Source organism: Fictibacillus sp. 5RED26, from assembly GCF_015903895.1.
Lineage (GTDB): Bacteria > Bacillota > Bacilli > Bacillales > Fictibacillaceae > Fictibacillus > Fictibacillus phosphorivorans.
Map to the genome: position 1 here is coordinate 1,147,599 of NZ_JACZDU010000001.1, position 19,872 is coordinate 1,167,470.

19 protein-coding genes are annotated in these 19,872 nt (G+C 39.7%); all 19 read left to right on the forward strand.

Going from position 1 to position 19,872, the window contains the following annotated elements; genetic code table 11:
• The first annotated feature begins 82 nt into the window (after window positions 1-82).
• Window positions 83-553, forward strand: a complete 471-nt coding sequence (rimP, locus tag IHV10_RS06035; RefSeq protein WP_197127750.1) for a ribosome maturation factor RimP — start codon at window positions 83-85, stop codon at window positions 551-553.
• A 19-nt stretch (window positions 554-572) separates the two neighbouring features.
• Window positions 573-1,676, forward strand: a complete 1,104-nt coding sequence (nusA, locus tag IHV10_RS06040) for a transcription termination factor NusA (protein ID WP_066393741.1) — start codon at window positions 573-575, stop codon at window positions 1,674-1,676.
• Between the two features lie 20 nt (window positions 1,677-1,696).
• On the forward strand, window positions 1,697-1,963 hold the full coding sequence (gene rnpM / locus IHV10_RS06045; RefSeq protein ID WP_197127751.1) for an RNase P modulator RnpM: 267 nt from the start codon (window positions 1,697-1,699) through the stop codon (window positions 1,961-1,963).
• Complete coding sequence (locus IHV10_RS06050; RefSeq protein ID WP_197127752.1) at window positions 1,960-2,265, forward strand: YlxQ family RNA-binding protein; 306 nt, start codon at window positions 1,960-1,962, stop codon at window positions 2,263-2,265. The genes rnpM and IHV10_RS06050 overlap by 4 nt, the downstream gene beginning before the upstream one ends.
• Before the next feature lie 15 nt (window positions 2,266-2,280).
• On the forward strand, window positions 2,281-4,599 hold the full coding sequence (gene infB / locus IHV10_RS06055; protein ID WP_197127753.1) for a translation initiation factor IF-2: 2,319 nt from the start codon (window positions 2,281-2,283) through the stop codon (window positions 4,597-4,599).
• Window positions 4,596-4,874: a DUF503 domain-containing protein gene (locus tag IHV10_RS06060; protein ID WP_144700710.1), complete on the forward strand. Its 279-nt coding sequence runs from the start codon at window positions 4,596-4,598 to the stop codon at window positions 4,872-4,874. The genes infB and IHV10_RS06060 overlap by 4 nt, the downstream gene beginning before the upstream one ends.
• Before the next feature lie 31 nt (window positions 4,875-4,905).
• Window positions 4,906-5,289: a 30S ribosome-binding factor RbfA gene (gene rbfA, locus IHV10_RS06065; protein WP_197127754.1), complete on the forward strand. Its 384-nt coding sequence runs from the start codon at window positions 4,906-4,908 to the stop codon at window positions 5,287-5,289.
• An 82-nt stretch (window positions 5,290-5,371) separates the two neighbouring features.
• Window positions 5,372-6,283: a tRNA pseudouridine(55) synthase TruB gene (truB, locus tag IHV10_RS06070; protein WP_197127755.1), complete on the forward strand. Its 912-nt coding sequence runs from the start codon at window positions 5,372-5,374 to the stop codon at window positions 6,281-6,283.
• 25 nt (window positions 6,284-6,308) lie between these two features.
• Window positions 6,309-7,247, forward strand: coding sequence for a riboflavin biosynthesis protein RibF (gene ribF, locus IHV10_RS06075; protein ID WP_197127756.1), 939 nt, complete (start codon window positions 6,309-6,311; stop codon window positions 7,245-7,247).
• Between the two features lie 139 nt (window positions 7,248-7,386).
• Window positions 7,387-7,656: a 30S ribosomal protein S15 gene (gene rpsO / locus IHV10_RS06080; RefSeq protein ID WP_066240919.1), complete on the forward strand. Its 270-nt coding sequence runs from the start codon at window positions 7,387-7,389 to the stop codon at window positions 7,654-7,656.
• Window positions 7,657-7,849: 193 nt separating this feature from the next.
• A complete protein-coding gene (gene pnp, locus IHV10_RS06085; RefSeq protein ID WP_197127757.1) occupies window positions 7,850-9,964 on the forward strand; it encodes a polyribonucleotide nucleotidyltransferase in 2,115 nt (704 codons plus the stop codon).
• A gap of 199 nt (window positions 9,965-10,163) precedes the next feature.
• Window positions 10,164-11,138 (forward strand): polysaccharide deacetylase family protein, encoded by a 975-nt coding sequence (locus tag IHV10_RS06090; protein WP_197127758.1) that lies wholly within the window; start codon window positions 10,164-10,166, stop codon window positions 11,136-11,138.
• Window positions 11,139-11,214: 76 nt separating this feature from the next.
• On the forward strand, window positions 11,215-12,456 hold the full coding sequence (locus IHV10_RS06095; RefSeq protein ID WP_197127759.1) for a M16 family metallopeptidase: 1,242 nt from the start codon (window positions 11,215-11,217) through the stop codon (window positions 12,454-12,456).
• 305 nt (window positions 12,457-12,761) lie between these two features.
• Complete coding sequence (dpaA, locus tag IHV10_RS06100; RefSeq protein WP_197127760.1) at window positions 12,762-13,652, forward strand: dipicolinic acid synthetase subunit A; 891 nt, start codon at window positions 12,762-12,764, stop codon at window positions 13,650-13,652.
• 5 nt (window positions 13,653-13,657) lie between these two features.
• Window positions 13,658-14,251, forward strand: a complete 594-nt coding sequence (gene dpaB / locus IHV10_RS06105; protein WP_197127761.1) for a dipicolinate synthase subunit B — start codon at window positions 13,658-13,660, stop codon at window positions 14,249-14,251.
• A 153-nt stretch (window positions 14,252-14,404) separates the two neighbouring features.
• A complete protein-coding gene (gene asd / locus IHV10_RS06110; protein ID WP_197127762.1) occupies window positions 14,405-15,448 on the forward strand; it encodes an aspartate-semialdehyde dehydrogenase in 1,044 nt (347 codons plus the stop codon).
• Between the two features lie 21 nt (window positions 15,449-15,469).
• Window positions 15,470-16,735, forward strand: coding sequence for an aspartate kinase (gene dapG / locus IHV10_RS06115; protein ID WP_197127763.1), 1,266 nt, complete (start codon window positions 15,470-15,472; stop codon window positions 16,733-16,735).
• 12 nt (window positions 16,736-16,747) lie between these two features.
• On the forward strand, window positions 16,748-17,617 hold the full coding sequence (gene dapA / locus IHV10_RS06120; protein ID WP_197127764.1) for a 4-hydroxy-tetrahydrodipicolinate synthase: 870 nt from the start codon (window positions 16,748-16,750) through the stop codon (window positions 17,615-17,617).
• Window positions 17,618-18,113: 496 nt separating this feature from the next.
• Window positions 18,114-19,781, forward strand: a complete 1,668-nt coding sequence (locus IHV10_RS06125) for a ribonuclease J (RefSeq protein WP_197127765.1) — start codon at window positions 18,114-18,116, stop codon at window positions 19,779-19,781.
• Window positions 19,782-19,872 lie beyond the last annotated feature (91 nt).

Below are 19,872 nucleotides of genomic sequence, written 5' to 3' on the forward strand. Positions count from 1 at the left end.
AATGAATAACTGTCGGCGAAAGAGTGGGGCTCCCCACTCTTTCGTTACGTTTTGAGGTCATTCAGTAAGAAGGAGGGCAGCAATGAGTCAGAAGATTACAGAGCTCACAACAGAGCTTGTAACCCCAATCGTTGAAAAACTAGGACTTGAACTTGTTGACGTTGAATTTGTTAAAGAGGGTAAAAACTGGTTTCTCCGTGTATATATCGATTCCACGGATGGGATTGATATTGAGGAATGCGGGACTGTCAGTGAACAATTAAGTGAAAAATTAGATGAACTTGATCCGATCGAACAGCCCTACTTTTTAGAAGTATCTTCTCCAGGTGTTGAAAGACCGCTAAAGAAACCTGAAGATGTAAAAAATGCTATCGGCAAAAATGTAAACATTAAACTTTATGAGCCATTAAACGGCGAAAAAGTATATGAAGGACTTTTAAAAGACTTTGACGGTGAAACGCTGTTCATGGAGATTAGAGTGAAAACGCAAGTGAAAAAGGTAGAGTTACCTTATGCTAAAGTGGCCAACGCCCGTCTTGCGGTTGTTTTTTAATGAAGAGGGGAGAAGACAAATGAGTACCGAGCTTTTGGATGCACTTACATTGTTAGAAAAGGAAAAAGGGATTAGTAAAGAAGTTATTATTGAAGCAATTGAAGCAGCCCTTATTTCTGCGTACAAGCGCAATTTTCATCAAGCGCAAAATGTTCGTGTTGATTTTAACAGAGACACAGGAAGTATCCGTGTTTTTTCAAGAAAAAATGTGGTTGAAGAAGTTGAGGACGATCGTCAAGAGATCTCAGTGGCAGAAGCTCAAGCGATCAACCCTGGCTATGAATTAGAAGATATCGTAGAAGAAGAAGTTACACCAAAAGATTTTGGTCGTATTGCTGCTCAAACAGCTAAACAAGTAGTTACACAGCGCGTACGTGAAGCAGAGCGAGGCATCATCTTCTCAGAATTTATTGATCGTGAAGAAGATATCATCACAGGAATCGTTCAACGACAAGACCACCGTTATATGTATGTCAGCCTAGGCAGAGTGGAAGCTCTTCTTCCTGCTGCTGAACAGATGCCTGGGGAATCTCATACCACGAACGACCGCATCAAAGTGTACATTACTAAAGTTGAAAAGACGACAAAAGGTCCTCAAATTTTAGTATCAAGAACTCACCCAGGTCTTTTAAAACGCTTATTCGAGCTTGAAGTGCCAGAGATCTATGATGGTACGGTTGAGATTAAATCGATCGCTCGTGAAGCGGGTGACCGTTCAAAGATTGCCGTTCATGCTGCTGATCCAGAAGTAGATCCGGTTGGTTCTTGTGTTGGACAAAAAGGTGCACGCGTTCAAACAATCGTAAACGAATTGAACGGAGAAAAGATCGATATCGTTCGATGGAGTGAAGATCCGGTCGTATATGTAGCTAATTCACTTAGTCCAGCTAAAGTTCTAGAAGTACAAGTGAATGAAGAGGAAAAGATGACAACGGTTATCGTTCCAGACTATCAACTTTCGTTAGCGATCGGTAAAAGAGGCCAAAATGCGCGTCTAGCTGCAAAGTTAACAGGTTGGAAGATTGATATTAAAAGTGAAACAGAAGCAATAGAATCAGGTGTGTACGATCCATCAAACGCTCGCAGTGATTTTTTTGAAGATACTGATGAGGATGAAGAGTAAGAAAAGACGAGGTGGAGACAATGAAAACACGTAAAATTCCGATGAGAAAATGCGTAGCCTGTCAAGAGATGAAGGCTAAAAAAGAATTAACACGTATTGTCCGCTCACCAGAAGGAGAAGTCTCTGTCGACACGACGGGGAAAAAATCCGGAAGAGGAGCCTACCTTTGTCATGAACCAGCTTGTATTGAACAAGCAAAAAAGAAAAAGGTTCTTGAGTCACATCTCAAAACAAAGATTCCAGCTGATCTATTTGAACAGCTAGAAAAAGGAAGTCATACATCTTGAAACCAACTCCTTGGGCAAACTTTCTTGGAATAGCAGCTCGAGCCGGTAAAGTCATTTCCGGCGAAGAACTAGTTGTGAAAAGCATCCAAAAGCAAAACGCTAAAATTGTTCTGCTATCAAAAGATGCTTCTGATAATACAAAGAAAAAAGTTACCGATAAGTGCCTTTACTATAAAATAGATCTTGCTTGGATAGAAGATCGCAATATTTTAGGCAGGGCTATCGGTAAGGAGCAACGAGTTGTAGTTGCTGTAAATGATCAAGGATTTTCAAAGAAATTAAAGGAACTTCTTGATCACTAACTCGGGGGTGAACATATGAGTAAAATCCGCGTATATGAATATGCGAAACAGAAAAATGTTCAAAGTAAAGACATTATTGAAAAGCTTAAAACGATGGATGTCCACGTTGCGAATCATATGTCTATGATTGATCAGGCAGCTCTTAAAAAATTGGATGAAGCATATCGTCCAAAGTCTAACAAAGATCAACCAAAATCAACAAATCAAAATCAACTCCCTAAATCAGATGTGAAAAATAGCAACCCTGGTAATGACACCAAATCTAATAAAAAGGAAGTTCAAAAAGAGAGTAATATGAAAATAAAAAAAGAGAACAATAACTCGTCACAAGCTAAAGGATCAAAGTCCACTAATACTAACAGCCAAAATAATCAAAACAAAACTAGCAACAGCAATCAGAACAAAAGCACTAACAGCAACCAAAACAAGAGCAATAACAGCAATTCAAACAACAAGAATAACAACAACAGAAACCAAAACAACAATAGAAACAACAACAAGAACAACAACAATCGCAACAAGCAAAACAGAGGCGGCGGAAACCAGCAACAACAAGCTCCTCAAAAGAAAGTACTAGAAACGCCAAGTAAGATTACGTTTACTGATTCACTACAAGTTGGTGAACTTGCTAAAAAGTTGAACAAAGATACTTCTGAGATTATTAAAAAGTTAATGGGTCTTGGAATCATGGCAACGATCAATCAAGAGCTTGATAAAGAAGCGATTGAATTGATCGCAGCTGACTACGATGTAGAAGTAGAAGAAGAAATCATCGTTGATGAGACTGAATTCGAAAACTACGAAATCGTAGATGAAGAAAAAGATCTTCAAGTTCGTCCGCCAGTCGTTACGATCATGGGTCACGTTGACCACGGTAAAACAACGCTTCTTGATGCGATCCGTAACACGAAGGTGACTGCAGGCGAAGCGGGTGGTATCACACAGCATATCGGTGCATATCAAATTACGAACAACGGAAAACAAATTACGTTCCTAGATACTCCTGGACATGCTGCGTTTACAACGATGCGTGCTCGTGGAGCTCAAGTAACGGATATCACGATTCTTGTTGTAGCTGCTGATGACGGTGTTATGCCTCAAACAGTAGAAGCGATCAACCACGCAAAAGCAGCAGAAGTTCCAATCATCGTTGCTGTAAACAAAATGGATAAAGAATCTGCTAACCCAGATCGTGTTATGCAAGAACTAACTGAGCACGGACTTGTTTCTGAAGCTTGGGGTGGAGATACGATCTTCGTAAACGTTTCTGCGATAAAAGGTGATGGAATTGACGATCTGCTTGAAATGATCAACCTTGTTTCTGAAGTTGAAGAATTAAAAGCAAATCCAAACCGTACAGCAATTGGAACTGTGATTGAAGCACAGCTTGATAAGGGCCGTGGTTCTGTTGCAACTCTTCTTGTTCAATCAGGTACGTTAAACGTTGGAGATCCAATCGTTGTTGGACACACATTTGGTCGTGTTCGTGCGATGGTGAACGATCTTGGACGTAGAGTTAAAACGGTAGGACCTTCAACACCTGTTGAAATTACTGGATTGAATGATGTTCCACAAGCCGGAGATCAGTTCATGGTCTTCGCTGATGAGAAAAAAGCTCGTCAAGTTGGTGAATCTCGCTTCAAAAAACAGCAGGATGCACAGCGTAAAGAGTCTTCTAAACTAAACCTTGATGACCTCTTTAATCAAATTAAAGAAGGTGACATCAAAGAAATTAATGTTATCATCAAAGGTGATGTTCAAGGTTCTGTTGAGGCACTTGCAGGTTCATTACAAAAAATCGATGTTGAAGGCGTAAAAGTTAAAATCATCCACTCTGGTGTTGGAGCGATCAACGAGTATGACATCATGCTTGCTTCTGCTTCAAACGCAATCGTGATTGGTTTCAACGTTCGTCCTGATAATGGTGCGAAACGTACGGCTGACGCTGAAAAAGTCGATGTTCGTCTGCATAGAATTATCTACAACGTAATCGAAGAGATCGAATCAGCGATGAAAGGGATGCTTGATCCGGAATTCGAAGAAAAAGTTATCGGGCAAGTTGAAGTTCGTACGACTTTCAAAGTTTCTAAAGTGGGTACGATCGCTGGATGTTACGTAACGGAAGGTAAGATCACAAGAGATTCCACAGTTCGCTTGATTCGTGACGGCGTAGTATCTTACGAAGGTAAGATCGATGCACTTAAACGTTTTAAAGACGATGCTAAAGAAGTATCTGCTGGATACGAATGTGGAATCACGTTAGAAAAGTTCAATGATATTAAAGAGGGCGACATCATTGAAGCTTATATCATGGAAGAAATTAAAGTAAAATGATCGGGTTCTTAACGGTTGAGTTTTTCATCTATGAAGCACAGTCGTTAAAAGATAAACGTTCAGTTGTTCAAAAAGCGGTAAACAGGCTGCGTCAACGATTAAACGTGGCTGTATCCGAAACAGATCATCAAGATTTGTGGCAGCGCGCCGAGATAAGTATGGTTACCGTTTCTTCGGACAAAATAATAGCAGAAAAAGAATTGCAAAGAGCACTTGCGATTATTACATCTATTACTGAGTTGGAAGTTACACGTTCAAACATCGAGTGGCTGTAACGCAAGTGGCAAGAAACGGGGTGTAGTAAAAATGGGCACAATCCGTTCCAATCGTATTGGGGAACAGATGAAAAAAGAGCTTAGTGACATTATAGGCCGAAAAATCAAAGACCCCCGCGTAGGTTTTGTGACCGTTACGGCGGTAGATTTAACAGGTGATTTACAGCAGGCTACTGTTTATGTTTCTGTGTTTGGTGATGCCGATCAAAAGGAACAAACATTACGAAGCTTAGCGAAAGCAACAGGTTTTATTCGTACAGAAATCGGAAAACGCATCCGCATGCGTAAAACACCAGACATCTTTTTTAAATTTGATGAATCTCTAAATTATGGAAGCAAGATCGAGAGTCTTTTGTCTGATATCAAACGTGAGGATGAAGAAGACGAAGAAAATGAAGAGCATCCGAAGCCATAATAGCAAATGGATAGGCAATTAATTTTGTCTATCCATTTTTTGCTTATTAAAAAGAGATAATGTGATCAAAGGAGAAGCTTTTATGAGTGCAAGACAAGGAATTTTGGCATTGAAGAAACCTGCTGGTATGACATCACATGATTGCGTGGCAAAGATACGAAGAATCTTTTCAACGAAAAAAGTGGGTCACACAGGTACATTAGATCCTGAGGTGACAGGAGTTCTTCCTATATGTATAGGGAGAGCGACGAAGGTCGCAGAGTACATGTCAGACTATGGCAAGGAATATATAGGTGAAGTCACTTTAGGATACTCTACAGAAACAGAAGATGCTCACGGTGAAAAAGTACTAGAGAAACAAGTAGTAAAAGATATCTCATTTTCTGATATAAAAGACATTTTAAAGGCTTTACAAGGAGAGATTGAACAGGTTCCTCCGATGTATTCAGCGGTTAAAGTAAACGGAAAGAAACTTTATGAATATGCGAGACAAGGACTCACTGTTGAACGCCCGAAACGAAATGTGACCATCCATGAACTCGAATTAATTGACGATGGTGACGTTTTAAGTAAAGATCAACCTGTATTTTCATTTAGAGTACGATGTTCTAAAGGTACATACGTGAGGACGCTTGCTGTTGAGATCGGTGAAAGACTTGGATACCCTGCACACATGTCATCTTTGATCAGAACAGCATCTGGACCTTTTTCTATTGAAGACTGCGTAACATTTGAGCAGCTTGAAAGCGGAGAGACGCCATTAGAAGATTACTTGTTTCCACTTGAAAAAGGAATTTCTCACTTTCCTAAATGGACAGTTTCAGAAGAGCTGTTGTTCAAGATAAAAAATGGTTCTGTGCTTGAAGCGCCAAAAGATTTGGTACAAAGCCCGTTTGGTGTTTATAATGAAGAAGGAAAATGTCTAGCCATATATGAGCTTCATCCTTCAAAACCAGGTTTAATAAAACCGGTTAAAGTGTTAGCCATTGATTAATGAAAGAAGTTAGTAGGTGAGTTTTTTGGAAACGATTGTTATAAGTCATCCGCATCATTTTCAACAAGATGACCTTCCACCAACTTTTTTGGCTCTAGGTTATTTTGACGGAATTCATGTAGGACACCAACGTGTGATCAACACCGCAGTAGAACTTGCTAAGAAGAACAACGCTGTTCCTGCTGTTATGAGCTTTCACCCGCATCCGTCTGTCGTGTTAGGCAAGAGTGATCATAATTGGACATACATCACACCTCTTGAAGAAAAAAAGAAGATTCTAGAGGAGATGGGTGTAGAAAGATTTTATCTTGTAAAATTTGATCATGTTTTTGCGGGTCTAGATACGCAGGAGTTTGTTGATCAGTATGTGATTGGTTTGAATGTGGTCCACGTTGTTACCGGTTTTGATTTTTCATATGGAAAGTATGGAAAAGGTAATGTTGAAACTTTAGTGAAAGAATCTAACGGTCAATTTGGGCAGACTGTTATTGAAAAGATCGAAAAAGATGGTCAAAAAATAAGCTCCACATTGATTCGAAACCATCTTAAAGAAGGTCTAGTCGATGAGCTTCAGCCTTACCTTGGTAGAAGGTATACACTCACCGGCACAGTGATACATGGCGATAAACGTGGTCGGACGATAGGATTTCCAACAGCGAACTTAGACACCGATCAATATTCATTGCCAAAAGTAGGAGTTTACGCAGTAGAAGTTATCATCGATAATAAGAGTTATTTCGCGATGGCGAACGTAGGGTACAAACCTACATTTAAAGATGATCAAAAAAAACCATCTCTCGAAGTTCATATCTTCGATTTCAACAAAGAGATATATGGGGAAGATGTTCGAATCACTTGGTTGAAGAGAATTCGTGATGAGAAGAAATTTAGCGGAATAGACGAACTTATTGCCCAGCTTCATGCTGATAAAAGCAGAACATTTGAAATCATACAGTCCCTGTAATAAAAAACTTGCATTTATTCTATAAAAAGTCTATGATAATAACTGTACATTTTAATGTGCATATAACCATTGCTTGGCAAATCGAGTCACCGACGTTTGCTCGGTAATTGGTGTTTCTATTATTAAGGAGGTGAAAAGGATGGCTATTACTCAAGAGCGTAAGAACGAACTAATCAGCGAGTATAAGGTACATGATACGGACACTGGATCTCCAGAAGTTCAAATCGCTATCCTTACTGAACAAATCAATGAGTTGAATGATCACTTGCGTACACACAAGAAAGATCACCACTCACGTCGTGGTCTATTGAAAATGGTTGGTAAGCGCCGTAACTTGTTAACGTATCTACGTAACAAGGACATCACGCGTTACCGCGAATTGATCGGAAGACTTGGATTACGTCGTTAATCCAGCAAAGCGGGATATATTTCCCGCTTTTTTTATTGCAAGCATTCATCCATAAACGGCACTAAACATGTTATTCTTGGTATGTATGAGTAAATTCTTTCGAGTTTTTCTTTTTAGGAAGGACTACGTTAGGATATAATAGAACCATAATATGATAGGATTTTTCTAAGTGTTGAGAGGAGTACCAAGTAAAATGGATCAACAAAAAAGAACTTTTACAATGGACTGGGCGGGTAGAACGCTTACGTTCGAAATTGGAGAATTAGCAAAACAAGCGAACGGTGCTGTAATGGTCAGATATGGCGATACTGCAGTACTTTCAACAGCTGTTGCATCAAAACAGCCTAAAAATCTTAGCTTCTTTCCGCTGACAGTAAACTACGAAGAGCGTTTATATGCAGTAGGTAAAATCCCAGGTGGATTTATTAAACGTGAAGGACGACCAAGCGAAAAAGCGGTATTAGCGAGTCGTTTGATCGACCGCCCTATCCGTCCTTTATTCGCAGATGGGTTCCGTAACGAAGTACAAGTTGTCAGCACAGTAATGAGTGTGGATCAAAACTGTTCTTCAGAAATGGCTGCAATGATTGGATCATCACTTGCGTTGTCTATTTCTGATATTCCTTTTGAAGGACCGATCGCTGGAGTAACAGTTGGTCGAATCGAAGGCAAATTTGTGATTAATCCAACGGTTGAACAAAATGAAAAGAGTGATATTCAACTGATTGTGGCAGGTACTAAACATGCCATCAACATGGTTGAGGCTGGTGCAGAAGAAGTTTCTGAAGAAGTTATGCTTGAAGCGATCATGTTCGGTCACGAAGAGATCAAACGCTTAATCGCTTTCCAAGAAGAGATTGTTTCTGAAATCGGTAAAGAAAAGATGGAGATCGTTCTTCATGAGCTAGATAAAGATGTGGAACAAGAAGTTCGTGAATTTGTTGGAAACGATGTGAAAGAAGCAGTTAAAGTTGTTGAAAAGCATGCTCGTCAAGAAGCTTTAGACGCTGTAAGTGCAAACGTCGCTTCTCGTTACGAAGAAGATGAAGATAAAGCCAGCGAAGCTAAAGAGGTTTTACATAAACTCATCAAAGAAGAAGTGAGACGCTTGATCCTTAAGGAGAAAGTACGTCCGGATGGAAGGAAGACAGATGAAATCCGTCAACTTTCTTCAAAAGTCGGCATCTTAGCAAGAACGCATGGTTCGGGTCTATTTACACGTGGACAAACTCAAGCCCTCAGCATCTGTACGTTAGGAGCTCTTGGCGACGTTCAAGTTCTAGATGGTCTAGGTGTAGAAGAATCAAAACGATTCATGCACCAATATAACTTCCCTCCATTCAGTGTGGGTGAGACAGGATTTATGCGCGGACCAGGTAGACGTGAGATCGGACATGGTGCATTAGGTGAGCGTGCTTTAGAGCAAGTGATTCCGAACGAAGAGGAGTTTCCATACACGATCCGTCTTGTTTCAGAAGTATTAGAGTCAAATGGTTCTACATCGCAAGCAAGTATTTGTGCAAGTACGCTTGCATTGATGGATGCTGGTGTCCCGATCAAAGCTCCAGTTGCTGGTATCGCTATGGGTCTGATCTCAGACGGTGAAGATGTAACGGTTCTAACAGATATTCAAGGTATGGAAGATCATCTTGGAGATATGGACTTTAAAGTGGCAGGAACTCCGAACGGTATCACTGCTCTTCAAATGGATATTAAAATTTCAGGTATCAACCGTGAAATTCTTCAAGAAGCTTTAACTCAAGCAAAAGAAGGACGTATGATCATTCTGAAGTCTATGCTCGCTACACTTTCAGAATCTCGTACACAACTTTCTCAATATGCACCTAAGATCTTAACGATGAAGATCAACCCAGATAAGATCCGTGATGTAATCGGGCCAAGCGGGAAAATCATCAATAAGATCATCGAAGAAACCGGTGTTAAGATTGATATCGAGCAAGATGGTACAGTCTTCATCGCTTCAACTGACGAATCTATGAACAAAAAAGCGAAGAAGATCATTGAAGATATTGTTCGTGAAGTTCAAGTTGGAGAATACTACATGGGTAAAGTTAAACGTATTGAAAAGTTTGGTGCGTTTGTAGAACTATTCAGCGGCAAAGATGGACTCGTTCATATCTCTGAACTTGCTGAAGAACGTGTAGGAAAAGTTGAAGATGTTGTGAAGCTCGGTGACGAGATCATGGTTAAAGTTATGGAGATCGATAATCAAGGTCGCGTAAACTTATCTCGCAAAGTTGTGTTGAAAGAAGAAAAAGCAAAGAACGAACAGCAGCAAAACGTGTAATATAGGAAGTAAAAAGACTGCACCAAAAACGGATACCTCTGTATCCGGTTGGTCAGTCTTTTTTTTGTTTATTTTTCGATTTGATTTGAATATAAACTTGATAATGCAGCCATACTAAATCTCTCTTCCCTACGAGAATCGTATAAACGTTCTAACCTGTCCAACACATACATACCTTGATTACAGGGAGGGAGTTTACGTGAAAAATAAAATTCTTCAATGGTCCTTAGTAGTATTTGTTATCACTGCGATAGCGTTTTCGTTGCATAATCCATTTACAAGCACCTATATCGAAAGTTTGAAGGCTCAGAGCACAGCCGTTTCACAAATGGAGTCTAATTCAATCTATCAGCAGATCAAAGAAAAAGCGAAGGAGCTAAATCGTCCTCCTAAAAATGCAGAGATCGATCCAGTCTGGAAAGCCACTCCCGGTTATAATGGCATTGTTGTTGACATGGAAGCATCCTTTAAAGCGATGAAGAAAGCAAATAAATTTGATGAGAATAAACTTGTTATAAAGCAAATAAATCCAAGTGTTCATCTTGAAAACCTTCCTGCATCTCCGATCTATAGAGGTAATCCAGAAAAGCCTATGGTTACAATGTTAGTGAACGTAGCATGGGGTAATGAGTACCTGCCTGGTATGCTTCAGACGATGAAAAAGAATAATGTGAAGTCAACGTATTTTCTAGATGGGTCTTGGGTGAAAAAGAACCCGTCACTCGCGAAAATGATTGCAGAAGAAAAACATGAGATCGGTAATCACGCTTACTCTCATCCGGATTTAAAAAAGATGACCAATTCACGGATTACAGAGGAACTCAAACAGACCAACGAAGTGATACATGCAACACTAGACATCCATCCAAAATGGTTTGCGCCTCCAAGTGGAAGTTTTCGAAACGACGTTGTGCAGATCGCCTCAGAGATGGATATGAAAACGATACTTTGGACGGTTGATACGATCGATTGGAGAAAACCTAATCCTGACGAAATGGTAAGCAGAGTTCTTAGCAAAGTACATCCTGGTGCAATGATTCTAATGCACCCAACAGAATCATCTTCAGCTGGTTTAGATAAATTAATTAAAGGAATAAAAGAAAAAGGATACAGCATCGGAACGGTGTCAGATTTGATGGATGAGAAGAGATTAGTCCCTAAAACAATCAAGTAAAGTTGTGTACGTGTTATGATAATGGTATATTGTTCCTATGATTAGTGGAACAACTGACAGCTAGGGGGAAACAAGTTTGATTAACAGATATACATGCTCAAACGGCGTGCGAATTGTTTTGGAAAACATTCCAACAGTACGCTCTGTTGCGATCGGTGTATGGATCGGCACAGGCTCCAGATTTGAAAACACAAAAAATAACGGAATCTCGCATTTTCTGGAGCATATGTTCTTCAAAGGTACAAAGACAAGAACAGCACGAGAAATTGCAGAATCTTTTGATAGCATCGGTGGACAAGTGAATGCTTTCACTTCAAAAGAATACACATGTTATTATGCAAAAGTTCTTGATACGCATTCACCATATGCTCTTGAAGTACTAGCAGATATGTTTTTTAACTCAACCTTTGACGAAGGAGAGTTATTAAAAGAAAAGAATGTTGTGTTAGAAGAAATTAAAATGTATGAAGATACACCAGATGATATTGTTCACGATATGTTGAGCCGTGCTAGCTTTCAAAACCACGAACTCGGATTTCCTATATTAGGAACGGAAGAAACATTGAACACGTTTACGGGGAATACACTTCGAGATTATATGGATACTCATTACGTTCCGGAAGAAGTAGTCATCTCTGTCGCAGGAAACGTTGATGAATCTTTCATAAAGGAAGTTGAAAAATGGTTCGGTGACTACAAAACAAGTGGAGTTATTAAACCAGTAATTGAAACGCCGGTTTTCTATCCAGAGAAACTTTCTCGTAAGAAAGAAACAGAACAAGCACATCTATGTCTTGGTTTTCCAGGACTTTCTCTTAAAGATAAACGCAGCTACAGTTTGATCATTCTCAATAACATTTTTGGATCAAGCATGTCTAGCCGTTTGTTTCAAGAAGTAAGGGAGCAGAAGGGATTAGCTTATTCGGTGTTCTCTTACCATTCAGCGTTTCAGGATAATGGGATCTTTACTATTTATGGAGGAACAGCTCCACATCAATTAGATGAGCTGTATGATACGGTCTTAAATATAGTTGATGATTTAAAAGAGAACGGAATTACTGACAAAGAGCTGAAAAACTCTAAAGAACAGATAAAAGGAAACTTGATGCTGAGTCTTGAGAGCACGAACAGCAGAATGAGCCGCAATGGAAAACATGAGCTCATCTTAGGTTATCATCGTACCCTTGATGATATGGTCGAATCGATCGATAAAGTGTCCAAAGACGATGTGGACACGTTAGTTCAGTCTATCTTTAGTGAAGGATGTTCAGCATCTCTAGTGAGTCCAAATGGAGAACTTCCAAAAGGACTTCAATAGCATACAGTTATTCTTAAAAAACCCGGAGTTCATCCGGGTTTTTTGCGTTTTCAAAAAACCTCTTTAAAAATGGGCTAAACGTTTCCTAAAATGCCCCAAACATAGGAGTTGCTCGTGAATATAATGATGTTGATTGAAAACTTATGATCGTGTTACTTAGCGTATTGAAATGATGACTTTAAATATCAGTTTTACCGTTGTACAGAAAGTCTTTCTGTAACCAGATAGGCGGGGTGTTCATATGATGTTGAGCGTGGATAGCAATCCCCTGCAAGAAATGGAACAACGGAGAAAGGGGAGAAAGAATGTTAACGGATTTGCATATCGCAGTTTTTGGCGGCGATGCGAGACAGTTAGAGGTTATTCGGAAACTAACAGAACTGGATGCGATACTTACACTTATCGGTTATGACCAACTTGATCACGGATTCACTGGGGCTTCAAAAATGAATATAGATGAAGTAGATTTCTCAAAGTTAGACAGTATCATTCTGCCTGTGAGTGGAACTGGACTGCAAGGGGAGATCGATACCATTTTCTCTAATAAAAAAATGATTCTAACAGAAGATCATCTTAAAAAGACGAAAGACCACTGCCAAGTATTTTCAGGAATCAGCAATTCTTATTTAGATGGTATTACAACAAACAGCAACAGAAAACTAACGAAGTTGTTTGAAAGAGATGATGTTGCGATCTATAACAGCATTCCTACTGTTGAAGGAACGATCATGATGGTCATCCAACACACAGATATAACCATCCATCAATCTAATACGGTTGTTCTAGGCTTTGGACGTGTAGGAATGAGCGTTGCAAGAACTTTCCAAGCATTAGGGGCACGCGTAAAAGTCGGAGCGAGAAAATCTGAACATATGGCTAGGATCTCAGAGATGGGGATGATTCCGTTTCATTTAGATGATCTGAAAAATGAGGTCTATGAAACGGATGTTTGTATCAATACGATTCCTACACAGATTGTTAATGCTGATGTAATCTCAAAGTTTCCTTCACATACATTAGTTGTTGATCTGGCTTCAAAGCCTGGAGGCACTGACTTTAGGTATGCAGAAAAACGAGGGATTAAAGCACTTCTTGCACCTGGACTGCCAGGAATTGTTGCACCTAAAACAGCGGGTAAGATCGTTGCAAACGTACTTTCGCAGCTCTTAATCAATGAATTTAAGCGGAAGGGGTAATTATAATGGATTTTAAAGGTAAACATATCGGTTTTGGTCTAACGGGATCTCATTGTACGTATGATGCCGTATTTCCACAGATTCAAAAGCTAGTAGAGCTCGGGGCGAATGTTTCTCCATTCTTTACACATACCGTAGGGCACACGTCTACACGCTTTGGAGAAGAAGGAGAATGGGTGGAAAAGATTAAACAGATCACAGGAAATGATCCAGTGGATTCCATCGTAAAGGCTGAACCATTTGGACCAAAAACACCACTAGATTGTATGGTTATTGCTCCGTTGACCGGAAATTCGATAAGCAAGTTTGCTAATGCTATGACAGATTCTCCTGTATTGATGGGAGCAAAAGCAACACTTCGTAACCAAAAACCGGTTGTTCTCGGAATATCGACAAACGATGGTCTTGGATTGAACGGTGTAAATATCATGAGGTTGATGGCGACAAAGAACATCTATTTTATTCCGTTCAGTCAAGATGATCCAGTCAAAAAGCAAAATTCATTAGTCGCTCACATGGATACCCTTATTGAAACAATCGAGCTAGCCATACAAGGGAAACAGCTCCAGCCCGTTCTTAGGGTAAGAGATTTAGGGTAATAGATTGAAACAACAGAAGAAAATCCGTTCATAACCTCAAAGTTTATGATAAAATATGATAAATTATATGGATTAACTAGGAGAAACTAAAACTTTGAGTTTCTCCTTCTGTTGTAGATTGCTTACCTTAAACAATAAAGGAGTTAATAAAGTATGAGCCAAAAATCATTTCATGTAGCTGTAGTAGGAGCAACTGGCGCAGTTGGCCAGCAGATGTTAAACACGTTAAGTGAAAAAAATTTTCCAATAAAGAAACTATCCCTTCTTGCAAGTAAACGTTCAGCAGGACAGGTCATTTCCTTTAATGGAGAATCTCATACGATTCAAGAAGCAACACCAGAAGCATTTGAAGGTGTAGATCTTGCTTTGTTCTCTGCTGGAGGTTCAGTTTCAAAAGCTCTTGCACACGAAGCGGTGAAAAGAGGAGCAATCGTTGTAGACAACACGAGCGCATTCAGGATGGATCCGAACGTACCACTCGTTGTACCAGAGGTAAACGAACAAGATCTATTAAAACATAATGGAATTATTGCAAATCCGAACTGTTCGACCATACAGATGGTCGTTGCTCTTCAGCCTCTTCACGAAAAGTTCGGCCTTAAAAAAGTTATTGTTTCTACTTATCAAGCTGTTTCAGGAGCAGGAGCAAAAGCAGTTGAGGAATTAAAAGAACAATCAAGAGCGATTCTAAACGATGAATCTTTCGAGGCTTCCATCATGCCTTGTGCTTCAGACAAAAAGCACTATCAGATCGCTTTCAACGCGGTTCCACAAATTGATAAATTTGAAGAGAACGGCTATACATTTGAAGAGTTGAAAATGATGAACGAAACAAAAAAGATTATGCACTTAGAAAATCTAGAGATCGCAGCAACGTGTGTGCGATTACCTGTTGAGACAGGACACTCAGAATCTTTGTATGCAGAATTTGAGAATGGCAATCCTACCGTTCAAGAAATAAGAGAACTATTAAAAACATCTCCAGGCATCACGCTTCAGGATCAGCCTGAAGAACAGATCTACCCTATGCCTGCAATAGCTGCAGGTCTGCCTGATGTTTTTGTTGGCAGAATACGTAAAGACTTAGACCGTGATAACGCCTATCACATGTGGGTAGTATCAGATAACTTACTTAAAGGTGCTGCATATAACTCCGTTCAAATCGCAGAGAGCTTAATCAAATTAGATCTGCTTTAATTTTATAAAGAAGGTGCATTCATGAAGATAATCGTTCAAAAATTTGGGGGAACTTCTTTAAAAGATGACACAGGACGTGTTGAAGCGATCCGTCATATTAAAAATGCTGTAGAAGAAGGCTATAAAGTGGTTTGTGTCGTTTCAGCAATGGGACGTTTCGGTGATCCTTATGCTACTGATACTTTATTAAGCCTTGTAGGGGATAAAAATAAGATTTCTAACAGAGAACAAGACCTCTTGTTGTCTTGCGGAGAAATCATTTCATCAGTTGTATTCTCTGGAATGTTAAATACAACAGGTCTTTCATCTGTAGCCTTAACAGGTCCACAAGCAGGCTTTAGAACCAATGATGACTTCTCAAATGCTAGAATTATAGATATGAAAGTAGATCGGATAAAGTCAGAACTTGAACATCATCAAGTAGTAGTTGTTGCAGGTTTTCAAGGCCAATCTAAAACTGGAGATATCGCAACACTTGGTAGAGGTGGAAGTGATACGAGTGCTTCGGCATTAGGAGCTGCTTTAGAAGCTGAGTTTATTGATATTTTTACAGATGTAGAAGGGGTAATGACTGCTGACCCTAGACTTGTTAAAGATGCAAGACCGCTATCCGTCGTAACATATGCTGAAATTTGCAACATGGCTTATCAAGGAGCAAAGGTCATTCATCCACGTGCTGTAGAGATCGCCATGCAAGCCAAGATCCCGTTAAGAATTCGTTCAACCTATTCAGATCTTCCAGGAACCCTTGTTACATCAGCCGTAAAGGGACCTGCTGGTAAAGACGTTCAGGAATCGATCATCACGGGTATTGCACATGTTTCAAACATTACTCAAATTAAAGTGTATGCCAACGATGGTCAGTATGACCTTCATACAAAAGTGTTCAAAGCCATGGCCCAAGAACAAATTTCAGTAGACTTTATCAACATCAGTCCAAAAGGTGTCGTATATACGATCATGGAAGACAAGACGGATATGGCTTTAGCAAAATTAAAAGATCTTGGATATGAACCTGAAGTGAACCGTGATTGTGCTAAAGTATCAGCAGTGGGAGCTGGCATCGCAGGAACGCCAGGGGTTACAGCAGCTATCGTAGAATCATTATCTAGCAGGAACATACAAATCTTACAATCTGCTGATTCGCATACGACGATCTGGGTGCTGGTTAAGAAAGCAGATCTGATTGAATCGGTAAATGCTCTTCATTCCGCTTTTCGTTTGAATGAGGAAGGAATATCTGCGAACTTACAAGAAATTGTACAGCAGCAGTTTAATGAGTATTGAGGAGTGAAGTAAATGAATTTTGGTAGTATTAGCACTGCGATGGTAACGCCTTTTGACAGCAAAGGGAACATCGATTTTGGCAGAACGACGAAACTGGTTAACCATCTGCTTAACAATGGAACGGATAGTCTAGTAGTAGCTGGGACTACCGGAGAGTCTGCGACTTTGACTACAGAAGAAAAAATAGCGCTTTTTAAACATGTTGTAAAAGTAGTCGATGGCAGAGTACCTGTGGTTGCAGGAACAGGAAGTAACAATACGAAAGCATCCATTGATCTTTCAAAAAAAGCTGAAGAAATCGGTGTGGATGCAATTATGATCGTAGCACCGTATTATAATAAACCAAGTCAAGAGGGTATCATCGCTCATTATAAAGCTATTGCAAGTGCAATCAGCCTTCCAATCATGGCGTATAACATACCGGGAAGATCAGTAATTACGTTTTCGGTTGAAACCGTGCTTCGACTAGCTGAAGTACCGAACATTGTTGCATTAAAAGATGCAGGCGGAAATTTAGATACAATGAGTGAAGTTATTGAGAATACTCCGGACGACTTTGTTGTTTACAGCGGTGACGACGGTCTAACCCTTCCTTCTTTAGCAATAGGAAGTGCGGGAATCGTTTCAGTAGCTTCACATGTGATCGGTAACGAGATGCAAACGATGATTAAAGCGTTTAGCAATGGCGAAAATAAAGAAGCTGCTCGTATTCACCGAAAGTTGCTCCCGGTTATGCAGGAGCTCTTTAAAGCACCGAGTCCCGCTCCTGTAAAGACAGCGCTACAATTAAGAGGGCTTGATGTTGGTGGAGTCAGATTGCCGTTATTACCTTTAAATCAATCTGAAAGAGAAGCACTCTCAAACAGATTAAACAGCTTGTAAAACAGTAAAACAGGGCTTCGCATGTGATTTGTATGCGCTGCCCTTTTTTGATGTTGCCGCATTTTGTCGAAAATCGGTTAAATAATTTTATCCGTGAAATTATTGGCTCTATATGTGAATATATTTTGATTTACCGTGAAAATAAAATATATTACCGTGAAATTATTTAACTTTGCGATTTCCACAAACAAAACGAACGTTTCAATCTAGATCAAACAGCGGCAACGGCTCCCATGTAAAACAAAAAAGCCCTGATTCAATCAAGAAACATCGAATCAGAGACTTAATTCTACTCATTATTGATCGTACTGACAGCTGGTGTCTAAATACAGAAAAACTTAGTCCAAAGTTTCAATACTATTACGTACAACGATAACCTTATTTTTATTTGTCTTTTGCTCAGTCTTGTTTTGTATTCCTCTCATAGAGTATAATGTCTTTAAGTGACGTGATCGGGAAATATTTTTTTACATACAACATAGGAGGAATATACACATTGTCAAAACAAAATAGAGATAAAATTAAAGTTTTTGCCTTGGGCGGAGTCGGTGAGATCGGCAAAAACATGTATGTAGTGGATACAGGTGAGGAAATTTTTGTTATGGACTCAGGTCTTATGTTCCCTCAAGAGGAAATGCTTGGAATCGACATCGTCATACCAGATGTGACCTACTTGAAGGAAAACCTGGAGCGTGTGACTGGAATCTTCTTAACTCATGCCCATGAAGACCATATCGGTGGCCTTCCATATGTCTTAAGACAAGTACCTGTACCTGTTTATGGAACGCGTTTGACATTAGGACTAGTAGAAGCAAAATTAAAAGAAGCGGGACTTTTGCGATCCACAGAATTAAATATGATTGAAACGAACCAAAAGCTTTCATTCAACAGTGCGAAGGTAAGCTTCTTCCACGTAAATCACAGTATTCCAGATGCAGTAGGAATTGCAATTCACACGTCACAGGGAATTATTGCAAATACTGGTGATTTTAAAATCGATCATACACCGATCGATGGACAGCATACCGAATTTGGGAAGATTTCAAGCCTAGCTGAAGAAGGAGTATTGTGTCTGCTTTCAGACAGTACGAATGCAGAACGACCAGGATCTACAGGTCCAGAAGCACAAGTTGGACAAGAGATCCTTGATGTATTCCAAGCGGCAAAGGGAAGAATCATCATTGCATCATTTGCTTCAAATGTTCATCGTGTTCAGCAAGTAATGAACGCAGCTGCCAAAACAAACAGAAAAGTAGCTGTTAACGGAAGAAGTATGGTAAAAGTTGTTGATATTGCATCACAGCTAGGTTATTTGACGATAGAAAAAGATCTGTTAGTTACGATCGATCAAGCAAACGATTACAGCGATGAAAAGGTTGTCATCTTAACAACAGGAAGCCAAGGAGAATCAATGGCGGCGTTGTCTAGAATGGCGCAAAAATCACATAAACAGATCGCACTTCGACCTTCAGATACAGTCGTTATTGCCGCTACCCCGATACCTGGCAATGAAACTTCTGTCGCGAAGATGGTTGATAAACTGATGCGTACAGGAGCAGATGTTATCTTTGGCCAGAAGAAGGTTCATGTATCAGGACACGGTAGTGCTGAAGAGCTTAAGTTCATGCTCAGTATGATGAGACCTAAATATTTTATGCCGGTTCACGGTGAATATAAGATGCAAAAAGCGCATCAAAAATTAGCGATTGAAGTTGGAGTTGAAAAAGACAACATTTTTATCGTTGATAAAGGTGAAGTGGTAGAGTTCGCTAACGGATTCGCGCAAAAAACCGGAAAAGTGCCTTCAGGAAACGTATTAGTAGATGGACTCGGTGTAGGAGATATCGGAAACATCGTGCTTCGTGACCGTAAACTTTTATCACAAGATGGAATCTTAGTCGTTGTCGTTACGATCAGCAAAGATTCACATAAGCTGATCTCAGGACCTGAGATCATCTCAAGAGGCTTTGTATATGTTCGTGAAAGTGAAGCTCTTCTTCACGAAGCAAATACAAAAGTTCGTGATGTACTTGAAAAGTGCATGAACGAAAATATGAAAGAATGGTCTAGTCTGAAATCAAACGTCAGAGATACATTAAGTCAGTATCTATTTGAAAAAACAAAGAGAAGACCAATGATCATGCCGATTATTATGGAAATTTAACCCGCTGATAAAGCGGGTTTTTATTTTTTTCTCATATGAATGGAAATTACGCCCATACTAAGAAGAACCTAACTTAGAAGGGGTATGAATT